This is a genomic window from Bacillus sp. FSL K6-2869 (genome assembly GCF_040869405.1).
Lineage (GTDB): Bacteria > Bacillota > Bacilli > Bacillales > Bacillaceae > Bacillus > Bacillus altitudinis.
Genome location: NZ_CP152035.1, coordinates 635,214 through 659,808, shown reverse-complemented (window position 1 = coordinate 659,808; position 24,595 = coordinate 635,214). Strand labels below are relative to the sequence as shown.

Sequence of the window (24,595 nt, the reverse complement as noted above, 5' to 3'; positions counted from 1 at the left end):
AATGTTCGGATTTAGAGTATTTTTCCCTCAAATACGATTTTTTTCCCAATCGGAATGATCTGAATCGACCCATTTCCCTTCTTTTCCTGAAAGATGGGCTCCTCCATTCGTCGGACAGGTGAGTAGCCTTCCTCTGCCATCTGGGACAACACTTGTTCAATCGTCATGTTGTCTTCCACGTAGAATTTCTTTTTCTTTGGTTTTGCGGTCATTCTTTAATTCTCCTTTTCTTCACAGCCTTCACCCAGAAGCCGCCATGAATCGTTTTGGGCTCATACGAAATGATAAACGCCTTTGAATCAAGCGTTTTAATCGTTTCATATAATTGCAGTTCATATTTTCTCGGTGTTAAAATTTGCATCGCTGACCGGTCTCCTTCAAGACCTCCTACTACCCAGTTGGTGACGCCATATCCTTTTTCTCTCAATTGTTTTGGGAGATCTAGATCGATTTCTTTTGTAATCACGTTCACAGTAATGTAGCCAAGTGCCAGCTTCTCTTCAATTTTCATCCCGACAATGATTCCAATTCCATAACCTAGCGCATACGCAATGACATTTTGTACTTGATCTAAGTTATCTAATACGATACTCAAACCAATGACATAAATCAGCATCTCGACAGTACCAGCAAAAGCGGCTGCGTACCTTCTGCCTTTCATTGTTAAAATTAAACGCATAGTGGAAAAAGAGACATAAACAATGTTAATCACTAAAATAATCAAAACCATGGTGAACGCATTGGATAAAAGTTGTTGAAGCACGATTCGAACCCCCTGCACTAAAAATCAAATAAAGCACCCCATATTCTACTAGAGAACAAACCTTGATACAATCAAATTTGCGCGAGAAAAACACATATATCTTTCGACAACAAGGGGTGGTCTTTGTTACCAAGAGTTTACCCGTTTTTTCCTCTTCTCAACATGAAAAACCTCCTTTTTCAAAAGGAGGCTTTAGATGGTTGATAAAGGGCTAAAATATACTTTATTTTAACCCTTTGTCTTCTTTTCAGCGTGATAGAAAACCTTTGAATTTTAAAAAGACCGAGTACACGCTGAAACGTATTCTATCCAAACCTAACCGGAACAAGTGATGGGATCAAATACTCTCCGACTATGCCCCATAAAAGGGCAATGATAATGAGCTCAATCAACAAAAAGACCCAGCCGGCATACATCAAGTCTCCCCGCACAGCTTCTTGCTCTGATTGAATGGAGCGGAAGAGCACAATGGCAATCAGCTGAAGACCAAAAAACATCATCACGGATAAAATCACCGTTACATATGGAATATTCAGCATGGCAAATACAAGCCAAAGGATAGATAAAACCAAAACCGGCACAAGCACGGCACCGAACTTCATGATCACTTCTTTCAGCGATATGTTCCCTTTCAGCATGTACTTACCGAGCACCCAAACCGTCAGCATCATCAGTGTCAACAAAATAAGTGTAAAGACCGCTACCTTCAAAAAGGCGTCACCAAAAGAATAATGAATACCAAAACCTAATAAACGGGTCTTTGACGCCTTTAATTGAACGTAGTTGCCTAAAGCAAAAAACACACTGAATAACACAATTGAAATCCAAGCGTACTTCATACGTAAAGTGTCCGCTTGATGGATCGCACGGCTCGGTGATTTTAACATCGCGAGCCCATATGAGCCATAGCGCTTAAACGCACCGCCTACACCTCTTGCAATGCGCTGAATGGCTGAACGCTCTTCATCAGCTGGCTTAGCCGTTCTTCCTCGTTTTGCAGCACTGCGGCTGAGGCGGGACTGCCTCGTTTCTTGATCTATTGATGGCTCTTCGTTTTCGTTTTTCGTTTCAGATGTGACCTGCTCTTGATCTTTCTCTAACATCCCATATCAACTCCTATCTCAGACAATCCGCACAGGCTCAGGTGACCTGTCCGGATGACTCCTATTAAAGTAGCGGAGTCTCTCTATTCAGTCAAGATTCCTTGACGTTCATACGAATAGACGGATAAATGAATGAAGAGGTTTTAAATGGAGAGAAATAAGCCAAAACAAAAAAGCTGATGAGTGGATCAGCTTTTCATCACCTTTCATCACTTTTCATGAACGATAGCGCCCCTGCTTTGCTTTCTGAATCCGAAGATTCTCCTGGTGTGTTGGGAAACGAGTCTTTTCTGTCGTATCGACTTGTGTAATTTGTCCATTATGAATGGTGATCACCACCGACCCGTATTCAATCCCTTTTAAGGCAGATAAAATAAAATTCAGCTTTTGTTCATCCATCGCTCATCCCCCATCCCACTAATTTTGCTTTCGCTCTTTTAAATAGAGAACCTCATTTTCCAGCTCATGAATCGTATAATGCATGAGCGCTTCATGTTTTTCTTCATGCCCCCATAAAAGGAGCTGCTCAATCAATACCTGCTTTTTCCGCTCAATCACCTGCCTAAGCCAGCGTGACAAGTCATCCCCTCCCGTTATGATGAATGCAAGAAAAAAAGGCACTCTGAACCCTTCTATAGAAAAAAGGAAATCAAAGCGCCTTTGGTGATCCAATCAGCGAATTATGTCTTTTTATCATAAACATATAATTCCTATAAGTCAACTATGTTTTTAAAATTTCCCTACAAAAAACAGCAGCCTCCATGAGCTGCTGTTTCAGACAAATCATTAATGATTTAAGAAAGCAAAATATAGAATAAAGATGACAAACAGTCCGTACATAATTGGATGCACTTCTTTTGCTTTTCCTTTAAAGATCATGGTGATCGGGTAGAAAATGAAACCAATCGCAATCCCTGTTGCAATACTATATGTGAGTGGCATCATAATCATGGTTAAGAAGGCCGGTACCGCAATTTCAAAACGATCCCATGCGATCTTTGCAAGAGGTGCTACCATCAGTGCACCGACAATGATTAAAGCAGGTGCCGTTACATTCGATGTCACGACAGATAATAGTGGCGAGAAGAACATCGCAAGTAAGAAGAAAATACCTGTCACGACGGCTGCAAAACCAGAGCGGGCACCCGCAGCAACACCTGAACTAGATTCAACATAAGACGTCGTCGTTGATGTTCCAAGAACAGAACCGACGACGATAGAAGAAGAATCCGCCAGAAGCGCTCTTCCTGCACGAGGCAGCTCATTATTTTTCATTAAACCAGCTTGTGTCGCCACAGCCACAAGTGTACCAGCTGTATCAAAGAACCCAACGAATAGGAACGTTAAAATGACCACAAGCATTTGAATGGAGAAAATATCTGGCAAGTGAATCAAAGCTTGACCAAAGGTTGGAGACAAACTTGGAATGCTTCCGATAATTTGAGATGGAACTGGCACAAGACCAAAGATCATTCCAGCAATGGCTGTCACAAGCATCCCAATGAAGACACCTGCATTCACTCGAAGAACCATTAAAATGACAGTCACAATGATCCCAAATACCGTTAACAGGACAGGACCACTATGAATATTCCCAATCGAAACGAGCGTATTATCGTTATTTGCAATAATACCGGAGCCTTGAAGACCCACAAATGTAATGAACAAACCAATCCCTGCACCAACAGCCAGCTTCAGCTCACTTGGAATAGCATTGATGATTTTTTCACGGAAACCTGTTAAAGAAAGAGCAACGAAAATCAATCCTGACACAAACACACCGGAAAGTGCTGCCTGCCATGAGATTCCCATACCAAGAACCACTGAGAAAGCGAAGAACGCATTCAGTCCCATGCCCGGTGCAATCGCAATCGGGTACCTGGCGATCAATCCCATCAGGAAACAACCTGCCGCAGAAGCTAACGCCGTAGCTGTAAAGACAGCCCCCTGATCAATTCGTAATTTATCTGGAAAATCCGGTACTGCTACTAAAGCAAGTGTGATCGGATTGACAAACAAGATGTAAGCCATCGACAAAAATGTCGTTAAACCGCCGATGATCTCTCTGCGATAATTCGTACCTAACTCATCAAACTGAAAAAACTGTTTCAAAGCCAACTGACTCCCTTCATGTCCTTTTGCTTTAGTCTGTCCCATTCACAAGTCAAATAAAAAACGCCCCAACAGTTTTTGGGACGCTTGACTACAATGTGAATTCAGACCGTGACATCAAACAAGAACAATGCATGATTTATATCAAACGAGTGTGAATTGACGTAGTCAAGCCATTTACGGTAGCTTGGTAGAAACTTGCGGGCCATATCCCCGCCATTATACGACTTCTATCTATTTGATTTCTGTGTCTATTGTACCAACTTCATTTTTAAAACACAATACAAAAAGCGAACATTTTTCAAAGAAATGTCCGCTTCATTCGTCTTATTACACGAATTTGGAAAATCACATCTAGTTCTTTATACACCCATCACTGAATTCTGGCAAAAACCGTTTCTGCTACATCGAAAAATGCCTTCACAGCAGGAGAAGCTTGCGTGAGCGATGGACAGGCAAGCGCCACCTCACGATGATGCGATACATTCAGATGACTGATCTGCACAAGTTGCTGCGTTTTTAGGAATAACTCAGGACCTATCGTCACACCAAGTCCTTCCCCAACCATGCGGGCAATGGTCGTACAATCATGCACTTCAAATAAAATAGCCGGCTTGATTTGCGCCTCTGAAAAAATATCCTCTACATGGGATTGATACATACCAGTTGGCATAATAAACGGTTCATCAGCTAATTCTTCCATGTCTACAATTGGTTGCTGCTTAAAACGATGATTTTCGTGATAGGCGACCACCATTTTATCTTTCATAAGTGGCAATAGATGAAACGCTTCATCCGCTTTACCTTTTACAACAAACCCAACATCAATAATGCCAGAATCGAGCCACTCCAATATTTCTTCATATGTCCCCTCATAGAATTTAAATTCAATCTTTGGATGCTTTTTCTGATAGCTCACAAGTAGTTTTGGCAACAAACAAGCGGATGCACTGGCAAATGTTCCAATCCGAATCAAGCCAGATTCAATATTTTTGGTGAGCGCAATTTCCTGCTGAATTTTCTCTACTCGATTTAGCACTTCTCTTATATGCGGAAGAAGGGTTTCACCGGTATCTGTCAGCGTAATGCCCTTTTTTCGGTCACGCACGAATAAAGACACGCCCCACTCCGTCTCTAAACTTGCCACCGCATGACTCACGGCAGACTGTGTCATATTTAACGCTTCAGCTGCAGCGGTAAAACTGCCTAGCTCGACCACCTTAGCCATCGTCTCGAATCGAACAAAGCTCATGAGTATTCACTCATCCCTTTCATGAAAAACATCAATTTTACTTATGTTAGCACGGAATTTAAAATGAATACAACGTTTCAACATAAAGGAAGGGTTCAAAATGAAAAGTACATCTTATCCATTGCTCATATTTCTTTTAGCCGTCGGTTCTTTCGTCACAGGCACTTCAGAATTCGTCGTATCAGGCATACTGGACATCATTTCTGACGATCTGCGCATCTCCATCCCGGTTGCGGGACAGCTCATCACCATCTATTCTCTTTTTTATGCGGTGGGTGCCCTCTTTTTAGTCATGGCCACATCGAAATTGAATCGAAAAAAGGTTCTTTTATCGGCGATTTCCATGTTTATAGCAGGGAATGTGCTTGCCTTTTTTAGCCATCACTTTATGCTGCTCATGCTCTCACGGGTCATCATGGCCATGAGTGGCGGCTTATATATTGTGCTCGCAACAAATTATGCAGCGCATCTCGCCCCGCCAGAAAAAAAGGGAAGTGCGATGGCCACGGTGATCACTGGATTTACAGTTTCACTAGTACTCGGTGTACCGATTGGAACATTTTTAGCAGGATATGTAGATTGGCATGCCATTTTTCTCATCATTGCAATAGGAACCGCTTTTCTCTTGTTTCTTCTGTATCGATTATTACCGCCTATGGGGGGACATTCCCATGTGCCATTTAAGCAGCAAATGCAAATTCTTCAAGACCGCAGGGTGTTAAGCGGATTAGCCACGACTGCCTTTTGGATTTCAGGGTACACGATGGTATTTGCTTACATTTCGCCATTATTGCGACAGACATCCGGATTTACGCTCGAAATGACAAGCATTGCCTTGCTCGTCTTAGGGATTTCTGCTTTTATCGGATCACGCTTTGGCGGATACGCCGTCGATCAATGGGGACCAAACCGAACCATTTCAATCAGCATCACGGTTCAGATGCTCATGCTCTTTGCATTATCTTTTACACAATTTTCTGTAGTTGGCGTCTTCATCACGCTCGCCATTTGGGGAACCGCCACATGGACAACAACACCAGCGAAGCAATTTTATCTCATCTCCCTAAAACCCGAAACATCGGAAACCGTGCTGAGCTTTAATACAGCGATTATGAATATCGGCATGATGCTCGGCTCGTCAATGGGCGGTCTAATTATTCAATATACAAATGTAACGAATTTAAGTTGGATTGGCGGGTTAGCCAGTTTTGTTGCGTTGATGTTGATTCGGTACTCGTTCAATCGTCATCGACTGGCACATCAACAGATAAAAAGCGAACATGTGTAATCATGTTCGCTTTCTTACTTATTGACTAGCTTTTGATGTTTCTTTTTTGACTGGAATGGTTACCATTATTTCTTTTTGTGGTGCCAACAGATTCAGGTCTGACAAATTAAGATAAAGCCCATAATCCTTAAATGAAAAATGGTTTAATGATAGTTTGTCTAACTCCTTCACATCAAAATCAAAGGTGGATTGCATAGAAGCTGTCTTTAAATTGATCACCTTTGCATCGTTCCCCTTTAAATAATATCCGTTTTCGTAATTTGCTTCAGGGTCTGACCATGATTTCATTTTTTTCACATCGCCTAATCCAATTGATCCGCCGACATTCTTCATATCAGCCTCATCTAATTTTTCCTGGTCTACTCCAGTAAATTGATAATCAACTGTTAAAGAACGCCCTTTTTGCTTTATTTTATTGATCTTAATCCCAATTCCATGGTGCTTTGTTCTGAACTGAACAGGCAGCTGATTCTGGAGTGAAATGATTTTGCTTTCTTCATGTTCATATATCCCATTAATATAAAATGTCAGTTCAGTAGTGTTTGAAGCGATTGGCTTATCCAAAATAGTCAAAGCATTTTGTCTAGTTTTTTCAGTTGAAAGTTGTTTTTCCTTTAATGTTGCTCCATTCATAAGCCTGTACTCATTTCCCAAATTATCTCTCATGCTATCTAGAGTGATATCATCATCTTTTGCGACACCATTGTAATCAATCGCATATTGAATAACAGAGGAATTCACTCCATTTTCCACCTTGATATCTTTCACTTGATAACGTCCATTTAGAATAGATACTTCTTTTTGTCCTGCTAATAAGGTGGTTTTTTGCTTAACCACAGGTAACTCAAAGCGCCAATTCCCTACAATATCTCCAATTTTCGAAATCACGAGTTGTGCTTTTTGACCTTGCTTAATCATTTGTCCATTTGTATAGAATTCTATTCGTCCAGCATATCGACCATCTTTTAGTTTTTTCAACTCTGGACCACTTGTATCTGGTTGGAAATTTTCATTGATCTGATCTGAATCAATGTTGATCGGTATAAAATCTTCATTTGTATGGAAATTCTCCACAGTAAATGTATAAACAAGCCGCCCGGCATCATAATACACACTGTTCACTTTCACAGTAACCCCTCTTGATTCAGCCCCCTCATTGACATGCTTCACCAACTCACTCTGAAAAAGAGACATTCCTACTTTATCGTGAAACATCATATATAACTGTCCAACAAACGGTACTCGAGCCATCGCTGTATTAAGAGAAGGAAAAATGAAGCCTGATGAAAAGTAAAGGACAACAAGGGCGATAACTGAATAGATTGGCGTTCTCCAATTCCATGTGAACCAACGTCTTTTCTGTTCCGCTTTCACATCTCCTATTGCTTGGCGAACCGCAGAGGTCAATTCAACCTTTGGTACATCAATCTCATCATAGAGCTTTTTCATTTCTTTTCGTTCCATCGACACTCTCCTCCTTCTCCAATGTTTGCTTTAATAACTTTCTTGCTCGATACAAATGAGTTTTGACAGTTCCTTCGGGCACACCCATCTGTTCAGAAATCATTGAAATCGAATAATCTTGAAAATAAAATAGCTGAATCACGAGCTGATATTGCTCATCTAACACATCTAGTGCATTTTTTAAATCCAGCTTGTCTTCCAAAAAATCATGCCGCTCAACGCTCTCATGATGCTGTTCAAACAGAACAATTGCTGCTTTTTCTTCATCGCAAAAATCGTATGAATCAAGATCCTAGTCAGCCATGTAGAAAAATAAGCCGGTTCTTTTAATCCAGATAAATGTTTAAATGCTTTAATGACCGTCTCCTGAACAGCATCTAACGAATCCTCTTTATTTCTTGTATAGAGAAAAGCCGTTTTATATAAACGCTCCTGATACATCAGCATTAATGTCTCAAATGCCGGGACATTCCCTTTTTGTGCTTTTTTAATTAGACGCACTTGCTTCATCTCATCCACACCTCCTACACCTGTTAGAGCAAGGTTTCTCTCAAACGGTTTCAACAAACAAAAATTTCTTTTACTCAACATATGTCGGACAAAAATAGAGAAAGTGAAGAATAGGCCACAAAGATCGTATTGAACTTTTGATATAATGGAAGAAATATCTACAAAAAGGAGGATATTGATTGTTTCTATTTGAAGAACCTGCTTGTGCTAGCTGCCAAAAGAAAATAGAAGGTAACGAAGAAGTGTACGTTAAGCTGGTCTATCCAAAGAGACGAGGAATGACAGAAGTAAAGGCTTGGCTAAGAAATGAAGGGGTTTTTTATTGTAAGGCATGTTATGAAAAAACAACATAAAGACGAGCACTTCAATAGAATGCTCGTTTTTACTTTCTACTATTTCACTCCCGCTTACTGCGAAGTTCAATGAGTGCTAGTGTCTCGTCATTGAAAAAGAACTCCAAAATGATGCCATTTGATTGATCTTGGTATTGTATACCTTTGCTATACCCTTCGACAAACCAAAGCTGCTTGAATTGATTTCCATACATTTGTATCACAGATGAATAATCTGCACCAATTGCAACACCCTTAGATGTTTGAAAACTTTTTTGAGTTGACTGATTGTAAATAGATGTTACTCGATGATGTTGATCAACTGATACGACAAAATCTTCATTTTCTTTTTCCATGTAGACCGTCTGTTTTTGATGAGAGAATTGAGAATTCTCAACAAAATGATGATCTCCCTTAAATGTTTGACCGATCTTAAAATGACCTATCGATTCATCTGTTAAAGTGATAGAGTGAAAATTAAAAAACATAGCTATCCAGACAACTAGTATGGCTCCACCTAAAACAGAACCTATTATCACTAACACCTTAGAACGAAAGGCTCCCTTTTTAAATAAATAAATCATTAAAGATACGGTGATCATCATGATACAAATCATGATCAGAAAAAATGCCCATTTCTTTTACCCTCTTTTTTTTAGTAAAATTCGAATGTAAATGATTACCCCAATGATAAATTCATATTATATCAGAGCATTCCACAAATTGTACCAATACAGGTATAATTTAAATAAAATAAACTATAGGAGATACATATGACTAGACATAAACTGATATTTCCACAATCATTTCCAACAATTCATACCGAAAGACTAATCTTAAAACAAGCAACGATCAAAGACGCTGAGGATATGCACCTCTACTTATCAAATGAAACCGTCTGCCGCTATATGGGCATTGATGCACATGAAACCATCGTAGACACAAAAGGAGAAATCAAGTGGTATGACAATATCTTCAAAGAACAAACAGGCATCCGCTGGGGAATTTCTCTAAAAGAAAATCCAGCCATCATCGGGAGCTGCGGCTTTCTCAATCTAGAAAAACAGCACCTCCGTACGGAAATTGGCTATGAATTACACCAAGATCATTGGCGAAAAGGCATCATGAAGGAAGCAATTACTGCGGTGTTGCGGTATGGATTTCAGGAGATGAACTTGAATCGGATTGAAGCCATCATTGATCCAGCAAATACGTCTTCTGTTCAATTATTGGAGAAGATTAATTTTGTACGAGAGGGTTTATTGAGGGAGTATGATCTTGGTCAACATGGGTTTGATGATGTGTTTATGTATTCGATTTTGAAGAGTGATTACGAGACAAACAGATTTCATGAATAAAACAAATGAAATTAGTGAGGTTAGCACTCGCTGTTTTGTTTATGCTTTTTACAAACAGAAAATTCACTATTTTTGTTGCAATGCTCCACCAATAACCAATAATCACCGCATTCACTTTTTGAGTTACATTCATTGTATCGATAATACCAACTAGGATATGAGGTTGTTCTTTTGAAAATCCTCTACTTTATTCTTAGTATAATCTACTCAAAATGACCTATCATCTTTTTTCGTGTATAGATTAGTTTAAGAATGATACACAATACTGAAAGAGAGTGTCATTGTCGAAAATTAAAATAACTCTGGTCTTCATTCAATCGTCTAAATCTCACGAATGTATATTATAATTTAGTTTTCAGCCTTCGGTTAATTGACTCAGTTTAAAAGAATTTGAGATTTTAGATGTAAAAAGATTCTCTTTTTCCACAAATCAATGTGATTATCAGAGAATCTCATATTCAAATTTAAAATGAAAGTGTTACCAATAGTTATTTAGCATATTTCAGTAATCTAATCCCACTCCAGCTTGGCAAAACTCTACTAGAAGTATTACATAAAATGCTTCATTTCGTTATCGAAACAAGTTGAAATCTTTTCAAGAGCGTCCCAGCTTAATCGTATGTCATTCCATCAAACTTATCTATCAATAATTATTGTATGACAAGACTTTTTTTAACTTTTCTTTTAGTTGTAAAGTTCTTCTTGAATTTGAACTCCCATCTTTAATTATTTCATCAATCCAATCCGAAGCCTGAGTTAAAAAGTGCGCTATGTTTATCTCAGTAGAATTACCATAATCCTCCTCTAAATAAAGTACAAATTCACTATACTTTTGTGCATGATACACCTTTCTCTTATCACTAGAATAACATTGTTCCAAATTTTTTAAAGCTAAAACCAACTGTTCTCTGGCAAGAGGAGTATTTTTACCTTTGTTAGCTTCGAAAAGGATTATTGCTTTACTATTTTTCATACTAAAATTATTAGGTTGTACTTGCAAAGCTTTATCAATTTTAGTAAACGCTTCTTCGTACTTCCCGAGCTTTGATAAATATAAAGCTAATTGTTGTAAAGTATAAGGATTCTTATCAAACTGATATAAATAATTATATATGTCTTCGGCTTTATCTAAAAAGAGACTATAAAAAAGGCTACTATCATATGCGCTTCGCTTGAAAACATAATACCTATAAATTTTAAAAGGATCTATTTTATATATAAACTTTTTAATAATCTCCCTATATTCTCTTTTAATGATCGGGTCACTTTCAAAAACTTCTTTAGCTATTTTGGTAAAGAGTTTAGATCTTAGTATAAAATAATCTTGATCATTTAACTCAGCTTCGTATTCACTGCCAAGTTCTCTTAAATAACTGTTGGTTCGATTAAATAATTCTTCCACTTCTTTATATTCTTTAATATCAAAATAAGAAAATAATATATCTGTAGAAACGCTAGAACCATTTGTAGTTAAGTATGTTGATAATCCAAGCAATTCAAAAGCCTCTTTATCTTTTTTCATAATTTCACTTATATTTTTCTCCACAAATGACTTAGTTAGGGGATGCTTAATATTTTTGGCTATCATTTCTAGCATAGTGAATTTTTCTTCCTCATTCTCCTTATATCTGAAATTACTACTTCTAATACTATTAGAGATGTGATTATATATTCTAAAAGCTTCATTTTCAGAAATCTCATCAACAATTTTTTTGGTGAAATTATTTTTTTGAATCAAATGCTTCGATTGCTCAAATTGATATTCTTTTGCAGTACCAACTACTATAATATTTTCGCTATTCAAAAGTATTGAAAAAGCCTCTATATCCTCCGCACAATTTTCTAAAAATACCCAAGATTTTTTTTCACCTATTCTATTAAGAATTAGTTTAGCTTCTTCTTTAGTTGGTGACTTCAAGTAAAATTTATTGGAGGCGTTAACTTTAATAGCTAATTGCATTAGCAATGTGCTCTTTCCAGAAAAGTCACCACCAACAATTATAATTTTTTTGTTTTTTATCGCAGCATCATAAATACTGGTAACCCATTTTGTCTCATAAGGATGATTTGCATGGATCGCATGCCAATGTGTTTCTCCTTTATTAAAGTAATCTTCTGAAGACATAACTTCTAGGTCATCAATATTGGGTATTTTATAACCATTTATCTCTAAGATGTCAGAGTGTTCTTCTATTATCTCTTCATCCTTGATATTAATATTTATCCAATCTAAAAGCTCCTCTGTAGTCCCTAATATTAAATTACAGCCAAGTCTAGAAAAAAGATTCTTCATTTTCTCATCATTCGGTAAACACTGAATCCATAAATCTTGAGGTCTTTCAGATGTAATCTCTTTAATTATAGGTAAAATACCTTTATCATGAAAACCATAACCTATAAACAAAGTACTTTGTTTTCTTAAATACGTCCTCATTGTCTCGAATAACTTTCTATTTACATCATCTACAACTGCCAAATCTAACTTTTTAAAATACAATGGTACATTATTGTTTAATACATCTCCATGTAAGGGCAAATAAACTAATTCACTTTTATTACCTTTATTTGCTCCATAAAAAGAAAGATTTCTTAGATAATATCGAGAGCTCTTTGAAATAACTTGACTTATTATATTATCAATATTAGTTGTTATATAAGAATTCATATTAATCTTATTTAACACTTCGTATTTTTCATTATAGCTATGAACACGAAATCGCCTTCTTAGATAATCCTGATATGAGTTATCTGGTAAAATAGAGGAGATTACTTCTAAATCATACTCGAATTCCTCAGCTAATATATTAAAAGTTTTTTCTATTTCCATACATAAATCTCTACCAGTTGGTAATACTTCACCGTGAATATCTGGTAAAGTTGAAAAGCCCGCACCGGTAAAAAGATTTATTCCTTCTTTCAACTTTTCTTTAAACAAACTACTGTTTTCAATTTCCATTGTGGTTTTCACTCCAATATTTATAAAATTAACCCATTACTTAATCTAATATTTTCACATAATAAGATTATTATATCCTCATTCTGAATTTTTGCAAAATTTTTCATTTTTAAGTGAAATAATACATTTTATCCCTTTTTGTTAATTTAGTTTAAGACTCTATCAATTTCTTAATTTTCTTCGCCTAAAAATCCTTATTCACATATTCATATATCCAAATTTTAATAAAACTTTCAAAATAAATTATTTAAATTGATTGCGTAGTCATATGTTTAATACTTTCTTTGCATAGAAAAATTCACGAACATTTTTTAGTAAATCTCCAGATATCCCCCTCAAATTCACGGATACCTATAAACCTAGGAACGACTGTCTTCAGACGATGCGTAAGGAATACCCAGCTCTAAACGTACCGTAAGGAAAATCTTGCTCTGAATATTGCAACATAGCACAAAAAGTCAAGTTTCCTTAAGAGCATTTCCGCTATACTAAACTCGTAAGGCAAGGAGGTGCTCGGTTGTCCTATCAAGAACATGTGAAAACGATTCAAGAAACATTGAATTATATTGAACAGTATCTGAAAGATGATTTACCGCTTCAAACTCTAGCGAAACACGCTGGTTATTCTAGGTTTCACTTTCACCGTATGTTCAAAAAAGTGATGAAGAAGTCAGTTGTTGATTATATACGGGCACGTCGAATGACCCAAGCGGCGAAGGATTTACTTCATACGGACCAAAGGGCGATCGATATCGCATTGCAGTATCGTTTTGGTTCACAGGAATCCTTTCCTAGAGCCTTTAAGAAGATATATGACATGTCCCCGTACGTTATCGGAGATTACTAAGGAATGTCATTGATAAGTAGGAAACGAATATGGTTGCACATAAAAACACACCTACTGGCTGGATTATGACGGGGGACACCCCATCTGACTATGAAACAGGATTGGATAACAGAATTGTACACAGTGGTACTAACTCCGCTTATTTAAAATCAAAAGATGAAAAAGCACGAGGATTCGCGACCTTAATGCAGCAAATTAAGTCTGATCGTTACCGAGGAGAACGCCTTCAATTTTCTGCTTTTGTGAAAAGCGAAGATGTGAAAGGCTCAGCTGGTTTATGGATGAGAATCGACCATTCTTCAGGTGAAGTTCTTGCGTTTGACAATATGATGAACCGTCCCATTACAGGAACAAACAGCTGGAATCATTTTAGTGTAGTTCCAGATGTTCCAGTAAAAAGTGAAATCATTGCGTTTGGCATATTGCTACATGGTCAAGGTCAAATTTGGATAGACGAACTTATTTTTAAAACGGTAGATGAAAATGTGCCAGTGACAGAACAAAACGCTGTGGATGATTTAGAGGATACAACCGTCAATTTAAATTTTGAGGGCTAGCAGACAGAAGGAGGAGGTTAATTGATATGAAAAAAATTGGTACAATTTTATTGTTCGCTGTGAATTCACTTACCTTTATTTGTGGCCTTGGATTTTTATTTGGTGAAGAGGATACCACATTAAAACAGAAGTAAAATAAAGATCAGACACCCATAGGACAAAAGAAATCAATTTAAAAAGATATCCCTACCACTATCACTTTTTTGTAATCTTGGTATAATAGAAAAAATCAGAAAAATGAGAATGCGATGATAAGGAATAGTACTTGCCGAAATGTTTTCAGAAAGTTGCTGGTTGATGAGAAGCAATAACAAAAAGGCAGGGAACTCACCTTAGAGTAGCCTTAGTGAAATGAAAATGATTGATGTAGTTAAGGTCGGCACCCCGCCGTTATACGGGAAGGATATAAGATCAAACAATCTGTATCCGAATAAGGGCATGATAATGTATGGTTATCATGAAACAGGGGTGGTACCGCGTAAGAAGAAGTCTTTCGTCTCCAATGAAAATATTGGAGATGAAGGACTTTTTTTATTCTATTTACTAGGAGGAATCGATGATGTTTAACCACAAAAAATACGAAAAGAAATACTTTTTGCCACCGAACCTTACTTATGATTGGGTGAAAAAAGAAACATTAGAACGTGCCCCGATATGGTGTAGTGTGGACTTACGGGATGGAAATCAAGCATTACCTATTCCTATGAACTTAGAAGAGAAATTGGAAATGTTTCAGTTACTAGTAGAGATAGGTTTTAAAGAAATTGAAATCGCATTTCCAGCTGCTTCTGATACGGAATTTAGGCTATTACGGACACTGATTGATCAGCATATGATTCCAGACGATGTCACGATTATGGTGATCACGCAAGCGAGAGAGCATATTATCCGCCGAACCTTCGAAGCCATTAAGGGGGTGCCGAAAGCGATTGTTCATTTATATAATTCGACTTCAGAAGCGCAGCGCCGACAAGTATTTCAGAAAACAAAAGATGAAATTAAACAAATTGCCATTGATGGCGCTATTTTAGTAAAAGAACTGGCCGAAAATACAGAAAGTGATATTTATTTTCAATATAGTCCTGAAAGCTTTCCAGGAACAGAAGTGGATTATGCATTAGATATTTGTAATAGTGTTTTAGATATTTGGAAACCGACACCACATCATAAAGCGATCATCAATATTCCGACAACAGTTGAATATTCAATGCCTCATATCTTTGCAAGTCAGATTGAGTATATACACAAAAATCTGTCTTACCGAGACAGTGTGACATTATCTGTCCATCCTCATAATGACCGTGGCTCTGGGGTGAGTGATGCAGAATTTGGTGTGCTAGCTGGCGCAGAAAGAGTCGAAGGGACATTATTTGGTATCGGTGAGCGTACAGGGAACGTAGACTTGATTACCTTGGCGATGAATATGTATTCACAAGGTTATGATCCACAATTAAATTTCAATAACTTAGAAGCGATTCGTAAAAAATATGAAAAACTAACAAAAATCACTGTTCATGAGAGGCAGCCATATTCTGGTGAGATGGTTTTCACCGCATTCTCTGGGTCACATCAAGATGCGATATCTAAAGGTATGAAATATAGAAAGGAACATCATGTTGATAAATGGGACGTTCCGTATATCCCAGTAGATCCAGTTGACCTGGGGAGGAATTATCAAACGGATGTGATTCGAATCAATAGCCAGTCTGGAAAAGGTGGCATAGGTTATATCCTAGAAACAAATTATGGCATTCAACTTCCTTATCAAATGAATGAAGCCATGGGATATGCAGCGAAGAAAGTATCTGATCAGACAAATAGGGAATTGTCTGTCGAAGAAATATATCATGTTTTTGAAGAACAGTATGTTGATTTTCACCCTCATTTCCAGCTGCTTGATTATCAATTTCATAAAGGAAAGAAGCAAGAAGTCACCTTAACTTTGCTGAGAGATCATCAACAAATTGACATACAAGGAACTGGCACTGGAAGTTTAGATGCAATCAGTAATGCGTTAAAAGCACATTTTCATCTCGAGTATGATTTGGAAGTCTATGAACAGAATTCTTTGGGCAACGATTCTCAAGCAAAAGCCTGTGCACAGATTGGTATTTCAAATCAAGGAAAAATGCATTGGGGTGCTGGAATCGATAAAGATATTATAGAAGCAACAGTGAAGGCCCTGGTGGTTGCAGTAAATAAACTAGAGGTTTGGATGTAGATGGAAACAGATAAACTTGAAAAACATGAAGCGATGCAATATTTAAGAGAATATAACGAACAAGAAATCTTTTATCAACAATACCAACAGAAAAAGCATGACAAACAATCATTGCAATTATTTTTGAAGGATTATGATCAAAACAATTTCATGCAAAAGCAAATATATATAGAAGAATTTTTGCTAAAAGGGCAAAACGAATTTGAAAAAGAGGATACCATGTGGTTAGGTCAGGAGAAAGATATCGAAGTGAGAAAGTATAGCCGTTTTATGCCTCAATTGTCGGCTATCCATGATTTCTTTGAGATGATCTATGTTCTGGAAAATGAGATGTATGTAGAAGTGGAAGATAAAAAAATCGTTTTAAAATCAGGAGATATTGCCTTTATTCCACCTGACACAATACACAAGCCACTTGTAATGGAGAATACAATCGCTATACAAATCATGATCCGCAAAAGTACTTTTCAAAAAGTGTTTTTTAAAATGTTAAAAGGAAATCATGTCATTTCAGAGTTCTTTTTGAATGCATTGTATATAAAAGAAAATAAACATATTCTTATTTTCCATAGTCACTTGGATAAAAATTTGCTAGACTGCTCTCTTCAATTATTTATAGAAAATCACAATCGATTTCCTAGTTACCAGTTGATTATGAATAATTTGTTTGAGATATTATTATGTCTCTTATTAAGATTTAAACCAAGTCATATGAACGTCATTCAGGTCAAACAATATAGTGATATACGTATGATTCAAATGCTTCAATATATTCAGCAATGTTGTGAGCATATAACACTCCAGAAGATGGCAGAGGAATTTAACCTTTCACAATCTTACCTGTCTAAATATATAGCTCGTAAACTCGGCAAATCATTTCGTGAGATTCGACAAGAAATAAGATTGGACAAAGCCTGCGAAATGCTAACCGGTAGTAATTTACAAGTGGATCATATTTCGGGAGCCGTTGGTTATCAAAATGTAGAGCATTTCATTCGTTTATTTAAGAAAAAGTATCACCTAACACCACATCAATATCGTTTAAATAATAGAACATAATGAGCAGAATGTATGAGACTTATCTTTAAAGTAAAATTTCAAAATCAAGAAAATGTCAAATCAATACGAATAAAAAGGAGACATCATCATGTCAATCAAGCAAGTAAAAGATTATTTTAAACAATATGAAATGGATACTCGAATTCAGGAATTTTCAGTATCTAGTGCAACCGTAGACTTAGCTGCTTCTGCATTGGGCTGCGAACCTGAAAGAATCGCAAAAACACTCTCCTTTCTAGTGAATGGACAAGCTATTTTAGTTGTGACCTCTGGCGATGCAAAAGTTGATAACAAAAAATTTAAGGAATACTTTAAAACAAAAGCGAAAATGCTGCCTCCTCAAGAGGTCGTTGACTTGGTCGGTCATGAAATTGGCGGAGTATGTCCTTTTGCTATAAAGAATGGCGTTTCTGTTTATTTAGATATGTCACTCAAACGTTTTGAGACAGTCTATCCAGCCTGCGGCAGCAGTAACAGTGCGATTGAACTCACAATCAAACAACTAGAAAAACACTCCGGTTATACACAATGGATTGATGTGTGTAAGGGATGGAATGATGAATTCACACAATAAAATGGAAGGAAAAAGTGCAATTAAACATAAAAAAGAGCTAGAAATCCTTGATACACAAAGGTTTCTAGCTCTATTATAACTATTCCCACTCAATCGTAGCAGGCGGCTTACTCGTAATATCATACACCACGCGGTTCACATGCTTCACTTCATTCACGATACGAGTCGAGATCTTTTCAAGTACATCCCAAGGGATTCTTGCCCAGTCACTCGTCATACCGTCAATAGACGTAACAGCACGGATACCGATTGTGTAGTCGTATGTTCTTGCGTCACCCATGACACCTACGCTGCGGATGTCTGGGAGGACTGTGAAGTATTGCCAGATGTCGCGCTCAAGGCCGAAGTTGGCAATTTCTTCTCGTAGAATCGCATCCGATTCACGGACGATTTCTAGTTTTTCTTCAGAAATTTCACCTAGTACACGGATTCCTAGTCCTGGACCTGGGAATGGCTGTCTCCATACGATGTCGTCTGGAATACCTAGCTCTGACCCTAGAGCACGAACTTCATCCTTGAATAGTGTATTGAGTGGCTCAATCAATTCAAACTGCATGTCTTCTGGAAGACCGCCAACGTTGTGGTGAGATTTGATTGTTTGTGCCGTTGCTGTTCCACTCTCAATGATGTCTGTGTAAAGTGTTCCTTGTGCTAAGTAGTCGATTCCTTTAAGCTTGTCCGATTCGTCATCGAATACATAAATGAATTCGTTACCGATGATTTTACGTTTTTGCTCAGGATCAGACACACCTTTTAGCTTGTTTAAGAAGCGATCTTTCGCATCTACTTTAATCACGTTCATGTTGAAACCTTCGCTAAATGTTTTCATAACCCCTTCTGCTTCGCCTTTGCGAAGAAGACCGTGGTCAACGAAAATACATGTCAGCTGATCGCCGATGGCTTTGTGGATCAATACCGCCACAACAGATGAATCTACACCGCCGCTTAGTGCGCACAATACTTGTTTGTCGCCTACTGTTTCACGGATTTTCTGCATTTCGATTTCAATGAAGTTCTCCATTGACCATTTGCCATCGCACTCACATACGCCGAAGACAAAGTTCTTCAATAGATCATTTCCGTACTCAGAATGACGTACCTCTGGGTGGAACTGAACGCCATAGAAATTCTTCTCAGCTAAGCTCATCGCTGAGTTTGGACAATGTGCACTTGTTGCATCAACTGTAAAGCCTTCTGGTACTTCAACAACAAGGTCACCATGGCTCATCCAAACGACTTGATCCGTTGGAAGGTCTTTGAATAAATCAGGTGTTCCGTTAATATGGATGTCTGCTTTTCCATATTCACGCTGGCTAGCCGCTTCTACTTTCCCACCTAAATAGTGAGTCATCAGCTGCATGCCGTAGCAAATGCCTAGAACTGGAATGCCTAGATCAAAAATCTTTTCGTCACAGCGGAAAGATCCTTCATCATATACACTGTTTGGTCCACCAGAAAGGATGATTCCTTTCGGCGCCATTTCTTTAATTTCTTCAGCAGTTAAAGTGTGCGGATGAAGCTCACTGTACACACCAAATTCACGAATACGGCGAGTGATCAGCTGATTGTACTGACTACCGAAATCGAGAACCAAAATCATTTCATTTACTAAATTTGTCATGGTGTCACCTCTATGTCCAATATAGTTTTTATAAACGCACAGAAAAAATGAGAGGAGAAAACCTGCTCTCAGTGTAAATCACGCTTTTGAAGCGCCCAGACTCACATCCGAACGCTTCAATTTCATGTATTTTAGAAGGTTTTAATATTCACCTATTCTAACAACAGGAAGGTACGGGGTCAAGACTATCTCCTGTTTATTAAATTTTCCCATAACTTCACCGACTGCCGCCAAAGCGCCGACGCATCTTCTTGTCTATAGAGCGCCCGCTCATAGAACTGCGTTAGTTCAGACATGTGATGATTCCCTTCCTTGTCATCGATCAAAGAAGCAAATTCTCTTAGCGTCATGCCTGGCTTTTTCTCGATCCCTCTGCGCCTTAGCTGTTTTAATAGAGCAGCATATGCGTAGAAAAAAGCTTCCTCATCTGGCAGACGTTTTACCTTTCTCACAATAAAGATTGGCAGCCATCTTGCTCTGAACCGGTAAAGCATCCAGCCTATGAAACCAAGAAAGACAATCACACCTGCTGCGTAACCCAAGATTGAACCAACATGAACCACACTTGGCTTTGCTTTAGCTGCTTGTTCCTCTTGTTTTGCCGGCTGTTCTGGTTCTTGTTGCTGCGGCTGTTGTGTCTGCTCGTTTTCTTGTTGATCAGATGCGGGCTGATCTTTTTCATCCTGTTGATCATCTGTTTGGTCGTTGTTAGCCGTGGTTTCATTCGTAAATGTCTCTGGGTTCGTGAACCCTTTTGTCGGTTCAAAAGTCACCCAGCCACGGTTTGGAAAATACACCTCTACCCATGAATGCGCATTGTTATTGGTCACTTCATACACATTGTTTCCATCCATCTGTGTTTCATATAATTGACCTGACGTGTACCCTTTCACCCATCTCGCCGGAATTCCAATCGAGCGAAGCATGACAATCATCGAGGTTGAAAAGTTATCACAATAGCCAATCATTGTGTCAAATAAGAACTGATCCACATAGTCTTCGACACGCCCAGGCACAGCGACATTTTGGGTTTCATATGAAAACTTCGCAGATCCTAAATAATCCTCAATCGCTTTTGCTTTATCATACATATTATCCTTCGTTTCCGTTAAGCTGTTCGCCAATGTTTTCACACGCTCTGGCAGCGAGGATGGGAGTTGCAAGTATTCACGTCCGACCTGCTGGTTCACTTGTTGCTTGGTCGGTACTTTGATCCGCTGTAAGTCCTCTAGGATAAATGTAGGTGATAAGAAGCTGACTCGATAGTTCCCTAAATTTTTGGGCGGGTTTTGAGTAGACGGGACAATTTTCTCCGTTTTGCCCATCATTTGTAGTGGAATGTTTTCCATTGGCGTCAGCATAACCGTACCAATCGGATAAACAGCATGATTAAATCGATAATTTGATTCCATATCGACTCTCGTTTCATGCTCCTCTGTTTTCACGCGATTGGTAAACCACTGGTTCGGCACTTCATTCCCTTTTAACCGAGTAGGTTTCGTATCATTTGAAGCATCCTCCCAGCCTTTCCCCGTGTAAATACTTTTTGTTTCTACACGAAAATAAGACGGCTCTTTTCCACTCCATTTAAATACCGGTGTACGGTCCTCACTAAACGGTCCCCCAAGCGACGAATCATCCGTACTATATCCCACCTTATTCTGCCCGGCAGAACCATCTTGATTCGTGACCGCTTTAAAAAACGGGACAGGGTCAGGCCATTTCGGATCAGATTTTGGCAAAGAAGCACCGAGTGATGCTGATACAAGAACAAGTGCCAGCATGGGTAAGAACCAATTGAGACGCGCTTTCTGTGACACCCGCACACCTTCAGCCGAACGAAGCCGGTCGAAATAGAGCAGGCCAAGCAAACAAAAGCCAAATACCATAATTCGAACGATCGCAAAAGTCGCATCATAAGGTGTAAACGTATCAAGAATCGTGACATATACAATCGTCATCAGTAAAAAGAAAAAGATACGCTGCTGATACACAACCCAATAATGAAGCAAATAAACAAGTAGCCAAAGCAAAATATAAAACAACAATGTGCGGAAAGACGGATACATGTCACTCCACATGCCCATGCTCATCAAAGAAATATTATCTTTAATATCAGCAAACAGCGCAGGCAGATAACTTGGCTCTGATTGATAAAAAATCAAATATAATGCGAGCAAGATCAATCCAGCACAAATAGGAAACGGCACATACCACTTCAATCGAAAGAACGTAAACAAACACGTAAGCCCTATAAAAATGATGAAATAAGACGTATGACTCGTCTCTGTAAAATCTTGAAGCGGACGAAGCCACTCCCAAAGCAGCAGAAATGCGACAGCATAATAGATGAACAACTCAAAACGGCTTTGCCGCTGATGCATATAAATGTTTGTCACCTCACAGTTCTTTCGTGCAGCCGGTCCTCAAATAAAAGGGTCGTGTGTATCCCAGAAGCTTTAAGCCGGTCCACAAGCTGTTTTTCTTTTGCCGTCAATCGATCAACGGCTCTCTTCACTAAAAGAACGGTGATGTTCTTTCTGTTTCGATTCCCAAGTAAAATGGCAGCAAGCTCTTCTTGCAGATGACCTGTCACCACATACTTTCCTGTCTGCTGGTGCTCACTCGATGTTAATGATTGATAATCAGGTGCACGAGAAGGCTGATACTGCACCTTTGTTAAATAGTAGAGCATGTCCTGTAAATGCCTCTCTCCTTGATCCACTCGAAATAAGTGCTGATCCCCAAGCGGGACAAGGCCTACCGGCACCCCTTTTTTCACAGCCGTTTGCAGAACCGACGCAGCCATAGACACAATCGTTTCAAAAGCGGCTTCATCTGTAAAATCAGCAAACACCACCAGATCCTTTGTCTGATTCTGTTCAAACTCCTTCGTCATAAGCTGACCTCTTCTAGCTGTTGTCTTCCAGTCCACCCAAGCGAAACGGTCTCCTTGCTGGTATTCACGCACACCTGTCGTCACATTTGTCGGTTCATTTAACCAAGAGTGCAACGCTTTGCCTCCATTTTCATTCACCGATGCAGCAGATTCAACCGGAATATCCAACATTTTCGGATACACAAGCAATGTTTTCTCTAGTGGAAGAATCACTTCTTTTTCAACAAACCCAAACATATCACCCGTTTTGATTCTAACCGCCGTCAATTGATGCTCTCCCCGCATGATGTCATTGAATTGATATGAAAATCGCCACGTTTTCCGAAACCATGGAAAGATCATTCGCTTCATTTCAATCTGTTCCTGTAAATGGAAGGTATCCGGCGGGTCATCCTCAAGTATGACGTACACGTACGGAAATAAATTCGTCCGCTTGATTTCAAGGTCAACAGACAGCACATCCCCTGCCTTTAACCGGGTATGCTGTAATGTCCTTTTGGCTGTTGCACGAAGTGGAACAAGGGCAAACAACAAAGCATACAAAGCATATGGTGAAAATGCATAAAAAAGGAACCAGCTCACAAAGCCGCCCTGAAACATGGCATAGCAAAAGGCTGCTGCCGTGAGGAGAAGGAGCATAAACACCCGTAACCATAGTGAAAAAGCGAAACGGTCAAGTGACTTCATTGAGTCATCGACTTTTGAACTGGTACGCCAATATGCTCAATCATCTGTCGCAGCAGTGTCTCCGCCTTCTTCCCTTCATATGTTGCTTCTGATGTCAAAATCATGCGATGCGGCAATGTGTAAGGCGCCAAATACTGTACATCATCAGGAATCACATAATCCCGCCTGTTCAACAGCGCATACGCCTGAGCCGCTTTCATTAATGCAATTGAACCCCTTGGGCTCACGCCTAAATAGACAGACGGATGATTTCGCGTCGCTTGGGCGATTTCGACAATATATTCTTTAATCGATGCATCCACATGTACGGTCTGAACCGCTTGCTGCAAAGCATGGATATGATCTTTTGTCATGACTGCCTGAAGCGTGTCAATTGGCGATTGTTTCTCCTGCAAATTCAGCACCTCAAGCTCCTCCAGCATCGTTGGATACCCCATCTGCAGCTTAAATAAGAAACGGTCCATTTGCGCTTCTGGAAGTGGATAGGTTCCCTCATACTCCACTGGATTTTGCGTAGCCATCACAAAGAAAGGATCTGCCAGCGGCATCGTTTCTCCGTCTACTGTGACACTGCCTTCTTCCATCGCTTCAAGAAGGGCTGATTGTGTTTTAGGAGAGGTTCGGTTGATTTCATCAGCCAAAATAATCTGCCCCATAATCGGTCCTTGTCTAAATTCAAACTCGTTTGTCTTTTTATTATAAATCGACACACCTGTTACATCTGAAGGCAAAAGGTCAGGCGTAAATTGGATTCGCTTAAACTCACACCCAATGGATTTTGCCAGAGCACGAACCATCATGGTCTTCCCAACGCCAGGCACATCCTCTAATAGCACATGCCCCTTCGCCAAAATCGCAACAAGGCTTAATATCGCAATATCTTTTTTCCCCACCATCACTTTATTGATGTTATCTACGATTTTTTGTAAATCTGAATGCATCGGTTCATCAAATGCCATCCTGATCCTCCTATCACGTTTCCGTCAATTTTC

At 38.8% G+C, this 24,595-nt stretch carries 22 protein-coding genes, 1 pseudogene, 1 riboswitch and 1 other annotated feature; of the genes and pseudogenes, 8 read left to right on the top strand and 15 right to left on the bottom strand.

Annotated elements, in window-relative coordinates; genetic code table 11:
* Positions 1–11: 11 nt before the first annotated feature.
* The 7 genes from MHI58_RS03280 to MHI58_RS03250 all read right to left on the bottom strand — a co-directional run bounded on the left by MHI58_RS03280 (position 12) and on the right by MHI58_RS03250 (position 5,230).
* Positions 12–212, bottom strand: coding sequence for an NETI motif-containing protein (locus MHI58_RS03280; protein WP_368004367.1), 201 nt, complete (start codon positions 210–212; stop codon positions 12–14).
* Complete coding sequence (locus tag MHI58_RS03275) at positions 209–763, bottom strand: DUF2179 domain-containing protein (RefSeq protein ID WP_008344300.1); 555 nt, start codon at positions 761–763, stop codon at positions 209–211. Before MHI58_RS03275 ends, MHI58_RS03280 begins: the two co-directional genes overlap by 4 nt.
* Positions 764–1,068: 305 nt before the next feature.
* Complete coding sequence (locus MHI58_RS03270; protein WP_212361068.1) at positions 1,069–1,866, bottom strand: hypothetical protein; 798 nt, start codon at positions 1,864–1,866, stop codon at positions 1,069–1,071.
* 216 nt (positions 1,867–2,082) lie between these two features.
* Positions 2,083–2,265: a YezD family protein gene (locus MHI58_RS03265; RefSeq protein ID WP_045034419.1), complete on the bottom strand. Its 183-nt coding sequence runs from the start codon at positions 2,263–2,265 to the stop codon at positions 2,083–2,085.
* 18 nt (positions 2,266–2,283) lie between these two features.
* A complete protein-coding gene (locus MHI58_RS03260) occupies positions 2,284–2,445 on the bottom strand; it encodes a hypothetical protein (RefSeq protein ID WP_008344307.1) in 162 nt (53 codons plus the stop codon).
* A 207-nt stretch (positions 2,446–2,652) separates the two neighbouring features.
* Positions 2,653–3,978, bottom strand: a complete 1,326-nt coding sequence (locus MHI58_RS03255) for an NCS2 family permease (protein WP_045034513.1) — start codon at positions 3,976–3,978, stop codon at positions 2,653–2,655.
* A 145-nt stretch (positions 3,979–4,123) separates the two neighbouring features.
* A riboswitch (purine riboswitch) is annotated at positions 4,124–4,225 on the bottom strand.
* Between the two features lie 126 nt (positions 4,226–4,351).
* Positions 4,352–5,230 carry a LysR family transcriptional regulator gene (locus MHI58_RS03250; protein ID WP_045034418.1) on the bottom strand — a complete coding sequence of 293 codons (879 nt, stop codon included), beginning with the start codon at positions 5,228–5,230 and terminating at the stop codon, positions 4,352–4,354.
* A gap of 100 nt (positions 5,231–5,330) precedes the next feature.
* Between MHI58_RS03250 and MHI58_RS03245 the strand changes: the two genes are divergently transcribed.
* Positions 5,331–6,518 carry an MFS transporter gene (locus MHI58_RS03245; protein ID WP_041506672.1) on the top strand — a complete coding sequence of 396 codons (1,188 nt, stop codon included), beginning with the start codon at positions 5,331–5,333 and terminating at the stop codon, positions 6,516–6,518.
* Between the two features lie 18 nt (positions 6,519–6,536).
* On the opposite strand, the gene MHI58_RS03240 is transcribed toward MHI58_RS03245, so the two are convergent.
* Together MHI58_RS03240 and MHI58_RS03235 are read right to left on the bottom strand one after the other, a co-directional pair.
* Positions 6,537–7,982: a DUF4179 domain-containing protein gene (locus MHI58_RS03240; RefSeq protein ID WP_041506673.1), complete on the bottom strand. Its 1,446-nt coding sequence runs from the start codon at positions 7,980–7,982 to the stop codon at positions 6,537–6,539.
* A pseudogene (locus MHI58_RS03235) lies at positions 7,951–8,492 on the bottom strand (sigma-70 family RNA polymerase sigma factor). The gene MHI58_RS03240 and the pseudogene MHI58_RS03235 overlap by 32 nt, the downstream one beginning before the upstream one ends.
* 179 nt (positions 8,493–8,671) lie before the next feature.
* On the opposite strand from MHI58_RS03235, the gene MHI58_RS03230 reads away from it, so the two are divergent.
* Positions 8,672–8,845 (top strand): hypothetical protein, encoded by a 174-nt coding sequence (locus MHI58_RS03230; RefSeq protein ID WP_008344319.1) that lies wholly within the window; start codon positions 8,672–8,674, stop codon positions 8,843–8,845.
* Positions 8,846–8,889: 44 nt separating this feature from the next.
* Here the strand turns inward: MHI58_RS03230 and MHI58_RS03225 are convergent, their stop codons facing one another.
* Positions 8,890–9,429, bottom strand: coding sequence for a hypothetical protein (locus MHI58_RS03225; RefSeq protein ID WP_235340253.1), 540 nt, complete (start codon positions 9,427–9,429; stop codon positions 8,890–8,892).
* Positions 9,430–9,597: 168 nt separating this feature from the next.
* Here MHI58_RS03225 and MHI58_RS03220 point away from each other — a divergent pair, with 168 nt between their 5' ends.
* Positions 9,598–10,182, top strand: a complete 585-nt coding sequence (locus MHI58_RS03220) for a GNAT family N-acetyltransferase (RefSeq protein ID WP_045034417.1) — start codon at positions 9,598–9,600, stop codon at positions 10,180–10,182.
* Between the two features lie 643 nt (positions 10,183–10,825).
* On the opposite strand, the gene MHI58_RS03215 is transcribed toward MHI58_RS03220, so the two are convergent.
* Positions 10,826–13,138 carry an SIR2 family protein gene (locus MHI58_RS03215; RefSeq protein ID WP_045034416.1) on the bottom strand — a complete coding sequence of 771 codons (2,313 nt, stop codon included), beginning with the start codon at positions 13,136–13,138 and terminating at the stop codon, positions 10,826–10,828.
* A gap of 517 nt (positions 13,139–13,655) precedes the next feature.
* Between MHI58_RS03215 and MHI58_RS03210 the strand changes: the two genes are divergently transcribed.
* From MHI58_RS03210 to MHI58_RS03190, 5 genes are all read left to right on the top strand, one after another.
* Positions 13,656–13,985 (top strand): helix-turn-helix domain-containing protein, encoded by a 330-nt coding sequence (locus tag MHI58_RS03210; protein ID WP_234710301.1) that lies wholly within the window; start codon positions 13,656–13,658, stop codon positions 13,983–13,985.
* 29 nt (positions 13,986–14,014) lie between these two features.
* A complete protein-coding gene (locus MHI58_RS03205) occupies positions 14,015–14,542 on the top strand; it encodes a hypothetical protein (protein WP_234710300.1) in 528 nt (175 codons plus the stop codon).
* Positions 14,543–14,781: 239 nt separating this feature from the next.
* Positions 14,782–15,046: a binding site (T-box leader), on the top strand.
* Between the two features lie 55 nt (positions 15,047–15,101).
* Positions 15,102–16,763 (top strand): 2-isopropylmalate synthase, encoded by a 1,662-nt coding sequence (locus MHI58_RS03200; RefSeq protein WP_368004366.1) that lies wholly within the window; start codon positions 15,102–15,104, stop codon positions 16,761–16,763.
* Positions 16,764–17,822: a helix-turn-helix domain-containing protein gene (locus MHI58_RS03195; protein WP_045034414.1), complete on the top strand. Its 1,059-nt coding sequence runs from the start codon at positions 16,764–16,766 to the stop codon at positions 17,820–17,822. It abuts the gene before it with no gap.
* An 88-nt stretch (positions 17,823–17,910) separates the two neighbouring features.
* The gene (locus tag MHI58_RS03190) at positions 17,911–18,396 is read left to right on the top strand and encodes a YbaK/EbsC family protein (RefSeq protein ID WP_045034413.1); all 486 of its coding nucleotides are present in this window, start codon (positions 17,911–17,913) and stop codon (positions 18,394–18,396) included.
* A gap of 79 nt (positions 18,397–18,475) precedes the next feature.
* On the opposite strand, the gene guaA is transcribed toward MHI58_RS03190, so the two are convergent.
* The 4 genes from guaA to MHI58_RS03170 form a co-directional block, all read right to left on the bottom strand.
* Complete coding sequence (gene guaA, locus MHI58_RS03185) at positions 18,476–20,017, bottom strand: glutamine-hydrolyzing GMP synthase (protein ID WP_041506683.1); 1,542 nt, start codon at positions 20,015–20,017, stop codon at positions 18,476–18,478.
* A 185-nt stretch (positions 20,018–20,202) separates the two neighbouring features.
* Complete coding sequence (locus MHI58_RS03180; protein ID WP_045034412.1) at positions 20,203–22,401, bottom strand: transglutaminaseTgpA domain-containing protein; 2,199 nt, start codon at positions 22,399–22,401, stop codon at positions 20,203–20,205.
* Positions 22,402–22,412: 11 nt separating this feature from the next.
* Positions 22,413–23,603, bottom strand: coding sequence for a DUF58 domain-containing protein (locus MHI58_RS03175; protein ID WP_041506685.1), 1,191 nt, complete (start codon positions 23,601–23,603; stop codon positions 22,413–22,415).
* Positions 23,600–24,562, bottom strand: coding sequence for a MoxR family ATPase (locus MHI58_RS03170; protein ID WP_017366721.1), 963 nt, complete (start codon positions 24,560–24,562; stop codon positions 23,600–23,602). Before MHI58_RS03170 ends, MHI58_RS03175 begins: the two co-directional genes overlap by 4 nt.
* Between the last annotated feature and the right edge of the window lie 33 nt (positions 24,563–24,595).